This window comes from Pseudoalteromonas fuliginea, assembly GCF_000690055.1.
In the GTDB taxonomy this organism is placed as follows: Bacteria; Pseudomonadota; Gammaproteobacteria; order Enterobacterales; family Alteromonadaceae; genus Pseudoalteromonas; species Pseudoalteromonas fuliginea.
In genome coordinates, this window is sequence record NZ_JJNZ01000126.1 from 1 (window position 1) to 594 (window position 594).

A 594-nucleotide genomic window follows, 5' to 3' on the forward strand; every position below is an offset into this window, starting at 1 on the left:
AAAGTTACTTACATTGGTTACCAGAGTTAGGTCATGGCGGCATTGATTTGCTTGCGAGCTGGAGTAAACAATGAGCGCTTTACACCTCGCTGATATTTTAAACTCGAATCTTGAGAATTATCGCCAGCATCATACGATGAGCTATCAACAACTGCGTGTCTGTCAGCACCTTCAATCATGCAGAACAGGTCAGCTCGGTTACCAAGCATGGCAATGTGATAACTGTGGTGAGTCACAAAAGATTGGATGTAGCTGTCGAGACCGTCATTGTCCGCGTTGCCAAGGTATGGCAACGGCTAAGTGGGTGCAAAGGCAGCAAGAGGATTTATTACCGTGTCGGTATTTCCACCTTGTTTTTACGCTCCCCCATGAATTGAATATCATTGCGCACTATAACCCAAACGCGTTGTACCAGTGTTTATTTAAAGCCGCATGGCAAACGCTGAACAAATTTGCGAAACGAAAGAGGCATGGTCAGTTAGGCATGACAAGCGTACTGCATACATGGGGGCAAAACTTAAGTCAGCATATCCACTTGCATTGTTTGATACCCGCAGGTGCACTTGAAAAAACGCACTGGCATGAAATAGAAAA

General features: G+C 44.9%; 1 protein-coding gene. It reads left to right on the forward strand.

All coding sequences use genetic code 11. The annotated features are described in order from the left end of the window. Positions 1-70: 70 nt before the first annotated feature. Positions 71-594: IS91 family transposase (locus DC53_RS21850; protein ID WP_033032320.1), on the forward strand; the 524-nt coding region annotated here is incomplete at its 3' end.